Below are 9,232 nucleotides of genomic sequence, written 5' to 3'. Positions count from 1 at the left end.
GCTGGCGCCGCCAGCCCGGGTGACCTGGCCGCGCTCGGGCCGCTGCAGCGTGACCTGCTCGCCGCCGGGATCGACGCGACCCGCCCCGGCGGTGTCGTCGCCTACGCGACGTGCAGCCCGCACCTGTCGGAGACGACCTTCGTCGTGCGTGACGTCGTCAAGAAGCGCGACGACGTCGAGGTGCTCGACGCCCGCGAGCTGCTCGCCGGCGCGGCGGTCGCCGACCTCGGTGCCCTCGGCGACGGCCCGCACGCCCAGCTGTGGCCGCACGTGCACGGCACGGACGGCATGTTCCTGTCCCTCCTGCGGAAGAAGGCCTGACCGTGCGCGTCCTCGTCGCCGGCATCCACGTCAACGACGGCCCCAAGGCCTACGACTTCTACACACAGGTCCTCGGCTGGCGCGACGCCCTCGTCGTCCACTCCGAGCAGCTCTACATCCTCGGCCCGAGCACCGGGTGGGAGATGGGCTGCCAGATCAACCTCGAGCCGATCGCCGACGAGATCACCCGCCGCTTCCAGGAGCACCAGTTCCGGGAGGGTCTGACCGCGCTCATGCTCGCCGTCCACGACGTCGAGGCTGAGTACGAGCGGCTCCGCGCGCGCGGTGACATCGTCTTCCGCCTCGAGCTGACGCACGACGCGATCGGGAAGCACTTCCAGATCGAGGACACCGTCGGCAACGTCCTGTCCATCCACCAGAGCTGACCGCCCTTCTCCCACAAGGAACTTCGTGCAGATCTCCCCGAGCATCCTGTCCGCCGACTTCGCCAACCTGCAGTCCGAGCTGCAGGCGATCGACAACGCCGACTGGGCGCACGTCGACGTCATGGACGCGCACTTCGTCCCCAACCTCACCCTCGGGCTGCCGATCGTCGAGTCGCTGCTCAAGGTCAGCCCGATCCCGATCGACTGCCACCTGATGATCGAGGACCCCGACCGGTGGGCACCGCCCTACGCCGAGGCGGGCGCGCAGAGCGTGACCTTCCACATCGAGGCGGCCAAGGACCCGGTGCGGCTGGCCCGCGACATCCGGGCCCAGGGCGCCCGGGCGTCGATGGCGATCAAGCCGGGGACCCCCTTCGCCCCCTACGAGGAGCTCCTGCCCGAGCTCGACATGGTGCTCGTCATGACCGTCGAGCCCGGCTTCGGCGGGCAGTCCTTCATGGCCGACCAGATGCCCAAGGTCGCGCAGGTGCGCGAGGCCGTGAAGAAGCACGGTGGCGACATCTGGGTCCAGGTCGACGGCGGCGTCTCGGCGAAGACCATCGAGCAGTGCGCCGAGGCCGGCGCCAACGTCTTCGTCGCCGGGTCGGCCGTCTACGGGGCCGAGTCGGCCACCGCGGCGGTCGACGAGCTGCGCGAGCTGGCCCGGGCGCACGCGCACTGACCTGGTATCCGGCCCGCGGCCGTCACCCGTGTGATGGAGCGGGCAGCGGCGGGCGGACAGGGGCCTGCGCAGTTGGGAGCGTTGGTGCCACCTGGTCCCCCTTCTCCGGGCAACCAGGTGGCACCAATGCCGTCGGGTGACGTCAACGCCACCACCTTCCTTCGAGAGACCCTGCGGCCGCGGCCGGGTCAGCGCCCCCGGAACCGTGGGGCGCGAGGCAGCCAGCGGCTGCGCTCGATGAAGAGCTCGTCGCCGTATGCCTCGTCGACCGCGTGGATGCGCACGTCGTGCACGATCCCGGGTCGCGGACCGCCGACAGCGTGGATCTCGACGCAGATGCCCGTGGCTACGTCGAGCGCGACGTCGTGAGCCTGCGGGTACGCGCGCCCCGGGACGAAGGGGGACCCCTCCTCGTCGTGCTCGAGCCGGTCCGCGACCTCGCTCGGCAGCAGCGGGCAGCAGCTGCACCGCGGCTCGTAGGCCCACGTCGGCACGACCCGCGCCCACCACGTCGCCCGACCGTGCCGGTCACCGGCACGCAGGTCGGACACGAGCGTGCCCGGGACCGGGACACGCGTCGGCCGGTCCAGCTCGGGGTAGGGCTCGGGGGCCAGCGGTGGCGTCTCGACGTCGGCGCCGGTCGCGGGGTCCCGCCACGGCGAACCGTCCGCGAGCTCGACCGGGTCGAGCATCGCCACCCAGTCGTAGGACTGCCACATCGGGTCGTCGAGACCCACCACTGCACTGTCCGGACGGACGCGCACCAGGCCGTCGGCGTCGAGCACGGGCCTGACATCGGCGGCCGTGGGCACGTCGACGGGGCCACTCCTGCCGTCGCGCGTGTAGGGCGCGACCCGCGTCGGTCCGTCCCGCACCACGTGCACCTCGCCGTCGGCGACCACCCGCATGAGGTGCGGTCGCCGGATCACGGCTTCGACGTCCCCTTCGCCCACCGGGCCGCCGACCTCGCGCACGAGGTGCACGGAGCGCCACCGCCACGGCGAGCTGCGCGCCAGCGCACGGAAGGACTGCTCGGTCAGCTCCATGGGCCCAGTGTGCGGGTGTCGCGTCTCACGGCACCACCGAATTGCCGCGCGGACCCTCCCTTCGGACAATGGTCGTGCACGTGCCACGTGACGCGGTGAAACTCCGCACCGGCGGTGAGAGCCCGCGACCCGACTGCTGCGGCAGGCGGTGAACTCCGGTAACAGAACCCCGGGGCCGACGGTGACAGTCCGGACGGGAGCGGCGCGCGCGGATCGGATCACCCATGTCCATCATCGAATGGATCTACTCGGCCGGCGTCGACATCGCCGGCTACCGGCTCTCCCTCATGGAGGTCATCGGCATCGGCTTCGGCCTGGCCTCGGCGGTCGGCGGCATGCTCCGCAAGGTCTGGGCCTGGCCGATCGGGATCGTCGGCAACGTCATCCTCTTCTTCGTCTACATCGGCATCACGCTGGGCGTCGACGACAAGGCGCCGCTCTTCGGCCAGTCGGCCCGGCAGATCTTCTTCATCATCACCTCGGTCTACGGCTGGTGGCGCTGGCGGCAGGTCAAGCGCGAGCAGCACACGGGTGACGCCCACGCGATCACCCCGCGGTGGGCCACGTGGGGCGAGCGCGCCGGCCTGGCCGTGATGATGGTCATCGGCATCGCGGTGGCCCAACAGGTCTTCACGATGCTCGGCGCCGGGTGGCCCGCCCCGCGCTGGTACCACGTGGCCGATGCGTGGATCTTCATGGGCTCGCTCCTGGCGACCTATGCGATGGCCCGCGGGTGGAACGAGTTCTGGCTCATCTGGATCGGCGTCGACCTCGTCGGCGTGCCGCTGCTGTGGACGAGCGGCTACCTGCCGACGGCCGTCCTCTACGCCGTCTACGCGGGCTTCGTCCTCTACGGCTTCGTCGTGTGGCTGCGCGCCTCGCGCACGGAGCGTCCGGACCGTGAGCCCGTGGACGAGCCGACCGCACTCGCCAACTAGTCTGGGGCCCTGTGAAGACCTTCGAGAGCCTCTTCGACGAACTCACCCGCAAGGCCGCCGAGCGGCCCGAGGGCTCGGGCACCGTGGCCCAGCTCGACGCGGGGACCCATGCCATCGGCAAGAAGGTCGTCGAGGAGGCCGCCGAGGTGTGGATGGCGGCCGAGTACCAGAGCAAGGAGGAGCTGGCCGAGGAGATCAGCCAGCTGCTCTACCACCTGCAGGTCCTCATGATCGACGGTGGGCTCACCGTCGAGGACGTCTACACCCACCTCTGAGAGGACTCCCGTGCGCATCGCCGTCCCCAACAAGGGCTCCCTGTCCGAACCGACCGTCGAGATGCTCCGCGAGGCGGGCTACCGCGTCCGCCGCGACAGCAAGGAGCTGATCGTCGCCGACCAGGACAACGACGTCGAGTTCTTCTACCTGCGTCCGCGTGACGTCGCCCTCTACGTCGGCAAGGGTCAGGTCGACGCCGGCATCACCGGCCGCGACCTGCTCCTCGACTCCGGCTCCACGGCCACCGAGGTCATGGGTCTGGGCTTCGGCGGCTCGACCTTCCGCTTCGCCGGCCGCCCCGGCGAGGCGAGCAGCGCCGCCGACCTCGACGGTCGTCGCGTGGCCACCTCCTATGCCGGCCTCGTGCGCTCGCACCTCGAGGCGAAGGGGGTCAACGCCGACGTCGTGCGTCTCGACGGCGCCGTCGAGACCGCCATCACCCTCGGCGTCGCCGACGCGATCGCCGACGTCGTCGAGACCGGCACGACCCTGCGCCAGCAGGGGCTCGAGGTCTTCGGCGAGCCGATCCTGCGCAGCGAGGCCGTGCTCATCCGTCGCGCGGACGCGAGCGAAGGGGGGATCGACGTCCTCCACCGTCGCCTCACCGGCGTCGTCACGGCCCGCGAGTACGTCCTGCTCGACTACGACTGCCCGGCGGCCATCGTCGAGCAGGCGGTGCAGCTGACGCCGGGCCTCGAGTCGCCGACGGTCAGCACCCTGCACGACGAGAGCTGGTGCGCGGTGCGCTCGATGGTGCCCCGGGGCCGGACCAACCGGATCATGGACGAGCTCTACGACCTGGGCGCCCGGGCCATCCTCGTCACCGAGATCACCGCGTGCCGACTGTGACCGCCCCCGACCGCGCCGCCGCCGCCGTCTTCCGTCCCACCCGCGGTCGGTGGGTCGCGACGGTCCTCGGCGTCGCGACCCTCGTCGGGTCGGTGCTGCTCGCGCTCAGCCTGCCCGAGCGCTACGGGATCATGGACCAGGTGACGTGCATCGGCATCGGCGCCGGCGTCGCCGCGCTGATGTCGCGCTACGCGACGATCCACGCCCGGCCGACCGCCGAGGGGCTCTACGTGCGCAACCTCGGGCCCGGCGAGCTCGTGCCGTGGGAGCAGATCACGGCCGTGCGCTTCTCCCAGGGGATGCCGTGGCCGCGCATCGACCTCGCCGACGGCCTCGACATGGCGGTCATGGCGATCCAGCGCTCTGACGGCGCGGGCTCGGTCGACGAGGCCCAGCGCCTGGCGGACCTCATCGGCTGAGACCGGAGGCTGCCAACCCTGCAGGACCCTAGGGTCTTGCCGAGATGGAGAGGGACAGGTGGGCCCGTTCACGGGTGCCGTCCGCCCCGAAGACCGCCTCCTCCTGCGCGGCCCACATCTCCCAGTGGGCCTCGAAGACCGCTCCGTCACGCGCGATCGCCCGCGCCCGGCGCAGCTCCGGCGCCCCGTCGAGCCACACCCGCGTGCCGGCGAAGGGGGCCGCCGCGCCCACCGTGCTCCCGCAGCCCTCGACGACGAGCCGCGCGTCGACCTCGAGCGGGATCCGCGGGCCGGGTCGGTCGGCGAGCCAGTCCCACGTCGGGACGATCGGGTCCTCGCCGCGGGTCAGGGGGAGCAGCACGTGCTCGACGAGCAGGCCCGTGGCAGCGGCCAGCCCGGACCAGCCGGGATAGATCGAGTCCATCGAGACCACCGGCGCCTCCCACGCGGCTGCGACCTCGCGGGCGAGGGAGGTCTTGCCGGAGCCGCTGCGCCCGTCGACGGCGATGACGTGGACCCGGCCGCACGAGGGCGGTGCCGTGGCGGCGTGGTCGAGGACCTGACGAAGGGCGGACACCGCACGGAGCGTAGCCGCCGGCCCGGCCCACCACGTGACCGGCGGCGGTGCTCCCTTCGCCCTGCTGGGTAGGCTGCCCCGCGTGTCTCTCGCCGTGCGTGTCATCCCGTGCCTCGACGTCGACGCCGGACGGGTCGTCAAGGGCGTCAACTTCGAGCACCTGCGTGATGCCGGTGACCCTGTCGAGCTCGCCCGGCGCTACGGGCAGCAGGGGGCCGACGAGCTGACCTTCCTCGACGTCACGGCGAGCAGCTCCGACCGGGCGACGACCTACGACGTCGTCACGCGCACGGCCGAGGAGGTCTTCATCCCGCTCACGGTCGGCGGGGGAGTGCGCACCGTCGACGACGTCGACCGGCTGCTGCGCTGCGGCGCCGACAAGGTCGGGGTCAACACGGCCGCCATCGCGCGGCCCGAGCTCATCAGCGAGGTCGCCGACCGCTTCGGCGCCCAGGTGCTGGTGCTGTCGGCCGACGTGCGCCGACGCACCCGCGAGGACGGCTCTGCCGCAGGCGGGTTCGAGGTGACGACGCACGGCGGTCGGACCCGCACGGGGCTCGACGCCATCGAGTGGTGCGCCCGCGCCGCCGAGCTCGGGGCGGGGGGAGATCCTGCTCAACTCCATGGACGCCGACGGCACCAAGGCGGGCTTCGACCTCGAGCTGATCCGGGCCGTGCGCGCCGAGGTGGGCATCCCGGTCATCGCCAGCGGTGGGGCCGGCGCCGCCGAGCACATGCCGCCGGCGGTCGAGGCCGGGGCCGATGCGGTGCTCGCGGCGAGCATCTTCCACTTCGGCGAGGTGACGATCGGTGAGGTCAAGGACGCCCTCGACGCGGCCGGGCACCCGGTGCGGCGCGGCCGCGCCGACTGAGCCGCGCCGACCGGCTGCTCAGACCTCGTAGCTGCCGGTGCGGACCGTCTCGACCGCATCGGGCGGGCCGATGAGCTCGACCTCCGCGACCGCCTGCCGGCCGTAGCCGAAGAGCAGGATCTCGCCGGGTCGGCCGTGGATCTCGACGACCGGGCCGTTGCCCGAGCCGACCTTCGTGCGCCGCTTGGCGGTGACGAGGGCGAGGTCGACCCCCTTCGCACTGCGGAAGAGCATCCGGCCCATGAGGCCCAGGCGGTCACCGAGGGCCGAGGTCATCTCGCTGCTGAGGGTGCGCCGGGGCGCGCCGAGCTGCGCCCGCAGGACGTCCTCGTGGTGGATGAACATCTCGACGAGGTTCATCTGCTCGTCAACGGCCGGCACCCGCGCCGGGTGCAGGCGCGGCGGCCCCTGGCGCAGCCGCTCGACGAGGTCACCGAAGTCGTGCTTCGCCAGCAGGCCGGCCATCGCGGCCTCGGTGCGGCCGGCCAGGGGAGCGGCGAAGATCCCCGCGGCCAGGTCCGGGCGGCCCTCGCGGACGAGGAGGTGGGCCAGCAGGTCCGCGCTCGTCCACGTGCCGCACAGGGTCGGCACGTCGGGGCCGACCTCGAGGAGGGTGTCGCACAGGGCGAGGCGCTCGGCGCGTGCATGGCGGATCACGTGGGCCTCCTCGGCCGGTGGGCGGTCTGTCTGACGTCGCAGGGTAACCCCGGGCACGTCGGCGGCGCGACGCGAGCGAGTGCCAGAATGCGGGGGTGTCCACCCCTTCGACCTCGCCCCTGCCCCCCGAGATCGCCGACCGGCTGAGCCGGGACCCGGCCGGTCTCGTCGCCGCGATCGTCCAGCAGCACGACACCCGCGAGGTGCTCATGCTCGGCTGGATGGACGACGAGGCCCTGCACCGCACGCTGACGAGCGGTCGGGTGACCTTCTGGTCCCGCAGCCGGCAGGAGTACTGGCGCAAGGGCGACACCTCGGGCCACGTGCAGCACGTGCGCTCGGTCGCCCTCGACTGCGACGGCGATGCCCTCCTCGTGCAGGTCGACCAGGTCGGCGCGGCCTGCCACACCGGCGACCGCACCTGCTTCGACGCCGGCGACCTCGGTGCGAGCGTGGGGGCGACGGCGTGACGGCACCGCAGACGGAGGTGCCCGACCTCACCCCCGGACGCACCTGGCCCGACCTCGACACCTTCAGCGTCCTCGCCCGGGACCGCCGGGTCGTGCCCGTCGTGCGACGCCTCGTCGCCGACGGCGAGACCCCGGTCGGCGTCTACCGCAAGCTCGCGGGGGACGCGCCCGGCACCTTCCTCCTCGAGTCGGCCGAGCACGGCGGCGTGTGGTCGCGGTGGTCGATCATCGGCGCGCAGAGCCGCGCGACGCTCACCGAGCGCGACGGGCAGACGCACTGGATCGGCGAGCCGCCCGTCGGCGTGCCCACCGACGGCGACCCCACCGCTGCGCTGCGGGCGACCCTCGAGGCCCTGTCGACCGACCCCATCGACGGGCTGCCGCCCCTGACCGGCGGCATGGTCGGCGCGATCACCTACGACGCCGTGCGCCGGTGGGAGCGGGTGCCGAGCGAGCTGCCCGACGTGCTCGGCGTGCCCGAGCTCGGCATGGTCCTCGCCACGGACGTCGCCGTCCTCGACCACAGCGACGGCTCGCTCCTGCTCGTGGCCAATGCGATCAACTACGACGACACCGACGAGCGGGTCGAGGAGGCCTGGCAGGACGCCGTCGCCCGACTCGACACGATAACCGAGCGGCTCGCGGCCCCGGCCCCGAGCACGGTCGCGACGTCGACCCGGAGGCAGCGGCCGCGGCCCGCAGGGAGGTCGAGAGCGACGTGACGGTCGAGCGCTTCGAGGAGATCGTCGAGCAGGCCAAGGAGGACATCCGCTCCGGCGAGGTCTTCCAGGTCGTGCTGTCGCAGCGCTTCAGCACCCCCTGCCCCGTCGATGCGCTCGAGGTCTACCGCGCGCTGCGGCGGTCCAACCCGAGCCCGTACATGTACTTCGTGCGGCTGCCGCACCCCGACGGGTCGGTCTACGAGGTCGTCGGCTCCTCGCCGGAGGCGCTCGTCAAGGTGACCGGCCGCCGGGCGATCACCCACCCCATCGCCGGCACCCGTCCCCGGGGCAAGACCCCGGAGCAGGACCTCCAGCTCGAGGAGGACCTCATCGAGGACCCCAAGGAGCGAGCCGAGCACCTCATGCTCGTCGACCTCGGCCGCAACGACCTGCAGCGGGTCTGCTCCGCCGGCACCGTCGAGTGCGTCGAGTTCATGAACCTGCGCCGCTACAGCCACGTCATCCACCTCGAGTCGACCGTCGTCGGCGAGATGGCGAAGGGGGTCAACGCCTTCGACGTCCTCGTGGCCACCTTCCCCGCCGGCACGCTCTCGGGTGCGCCCAAGCCGCGCGCCCTGCAGCTCATCGAGCACTACGAGCGCAGTCGCCGCGGGGTCTACGGCGGGGTCGTCGGCTATCTCGACTTCCACGGCGACATGGACATGGCCATCGCCATCCGCACCGCGCTCGTCAAGGACGGGCGGGCCCACGTGCAGGCCGGTGCCGGCATCGTCGCCGACTCGGTGCCGAGCCTCGAGCAGGAGGAGACGGTGCACAAGGCCGGGGCCGCGCTCGCCGCGGTCGCGTCCGCGCGCGCCGTGCGACCCGTCGGGGGTGCCTCGTGAGGCTGCTCACCCGCAAGCCCGTCGTCGTCCTGCTCGCCATCGCGGCCGGGATCGTCCTGCTCGCCGCCGGTCGCGCCGATGGATCACCGGCACCGTCGACGGTGTCGCCGGCCCGGTGCGCAGCAGCGCCACCGGCTCGGAGGCCGCCCCGGGTCTCGCCGCATCGCGCTCG

The 9,232-nt window shown here is 72.6% G+C and carries 10 protein-coding genes and 3 pseudogenes; 10 read left to right on the top strand and 3 right to left on the bottom strand.

The features are described 5' to 3' along the window. The 3 genes and pseudogenes from AC2W7J_RS12165 to rpe all read left to right on the top strand — a co-directional run. Nucleotides 1–321: pseudogene (locus AC2W7J_RS12165) on the top strand (rRNA small subunit methyltransferase B); the annotation flags it as partial. Between the two features lie 2 nt (nt 322–323). Beyond that, a complete protein-coding gene (locus AC2W7J_RS12160) occupies nt 324–707 on the top strand; it encodes a VOC family protein (protein ID WP_485982691.1) in 384 nt (127 codons plus the stop codon). Between the two features lie 25 nt (nt 708–732). Next, nucleotides 733–1,389, top strand: a complete 657-nt coding sequence (rpe, locus tag AC2W7J_RS12155) for a ribulose-phosphate 3-epimerase (protein ID WP_485982689.1) — start codon at nt 733–735, stop codon at nt 1,387–1,389. Between the two features lie 188 nt (nt 1,390–1,577). Here rpe and AC2W7J_RS12150 read toward each other — a convergent pair whose 3' ends face one another. Continuing rightward, on the bottom strand, nt 1,578–2,435 hold the full coding sequence (locus tag AC2W7J_RS12150) for a hypothetical protein (RefSeq protein WP_485982687.1): 858 nt from the start codon (nt 2,433–2,435) through the stop codon (nt 1,578–1,580). Nucleotides 2,436–2,659: 224 nt separating this feature from the next. On the opposite strand from AC2W7J_RS12150, the gene pnuC reads away from it, so the two are divergent. From pnuC to AC2W7J_RS12130, 4 genes are read left to right on the top strand one after another with little or no spacing between them, the layout of a single operon-like run. Then, entirely contained in the window at nt 2,660–3,373 is a 714-nt protein-coding gene (pnuC, locus tag AC2W7J_RS12145) for a nicotinamide riboside transporter PnuC (RefSeq protein WP_485982685.1), read from the top strand. A gap of 11 nt (nt 3,374–3,384) precedes the next feature. Beyond that, a complete protein-coding gene (locus AC2W7J_RS12140) occupies nt 3,385–3,648 on the top strand; it encodes a phosphoribosyl-ATP diphosphatase (protein WP_255183564.1) in 264 nt (87 codons plus the stop codon). A 10-nt stretch (nt 3,649–3,658) separates the two neighbouring features. Next, nucleotides 3,659–4,498, top strand: coding sequence for an ATP phosphoribosyltransferase (gene hisG / locus AC2W7J_RS12135; protein WP_485982683.1), 840 nt, complete (start codon nt 3,659–3,661; stop codon nt 4,496–4,498). After that, nucleotides 4,486–4,917, top strand: a complete 432-nt coding sequence (locus AC2W7J_RS12130; protein ID WP_485982681.1) for a PH domain-containing protein — start codon at nt 4,486–4,488, stop codon at nt 4,915–4,917. Before hisG ends, AC2W7J_RS12130 begins: the two co-directional genes overlap by 13 nt. Before the next feature lie 28 nt (nt 4,918–4,945). On the opposite strand, the gene AC2W7J_RS12125 is transcribed toward AC2W7J_RS12130, so the two are convergent. Further along, nucleotides 4,946–5,494: a nucleoside/nucleotide kinase family protein gene (locus AC2W7J_RS12125; protein WP_485982679.1), complete on the bottom strand. Its 549-nt coding sequence runs from the start codon at nt 5,492–5,494 to the stop codon at nt 4,946–4,948. An 82-nt stretch (nt 5,495–5,576) separates the two neighbouring features. On the opposite strand from AC2W7J_RS12125, the pseudogene hisF reads away from it, so the two are divergent. Continuing rightward, nucleotides 5,577–6,366, top strand: a pseudogene (hisF, locus tag AC2W7J_RS12120) (imidazole glycerol phosphate synthase subunit HisF). An 18-nt stretch (nt 6,367–6,384) separates the two neighbouring features. Here hisF and AC2W7J_RS12115 read toward each other — a convergent pair. Then, nucleotides 6,385–7,023, bottom strand: coding sequence for a TIGR03085 family metal-binding protein (locus AC2W7J_RS12115; protein ID WP_255183559.1), 639 nt, complete (start codon nt 7,021–7,023; stop codon nt 6,385–6,387). A gap of 95 nt (nt 7,024–7,118) precedes the next feature. Here AC2W7J_RS12115 and hisI point away from each other — a divergent pair, with 95 nt between their 5' ends. Next, entirely contained in the window at nt 7,119–7,493 is a 375-nt protein-coding gene (gene hisI, locus AC2W7J_RS12110) for a phosphoribosyl-AMP cyclohydrolase (protein ID WP_421008385.1), read from the top strand. Further along, nucleotides 7,490–9,060 (top strand): annotated as a pseudogene (locus AC2W7J_RS12105) (anthranilate synthase component I). Before hisI ends, AC2W7J_RS12105 begins: the two are co-directional and overlap by 4 nt. Nucleotides 9,061–9,232 lie beyond the last annotated feature (172 nt).

This window comes from Janibacter sp. CFPM2_SD2 (genome assembly GCF_057364645.1).
This window is presented reverse-complemented; position numbering and strand designations above follow the sequence as displayed.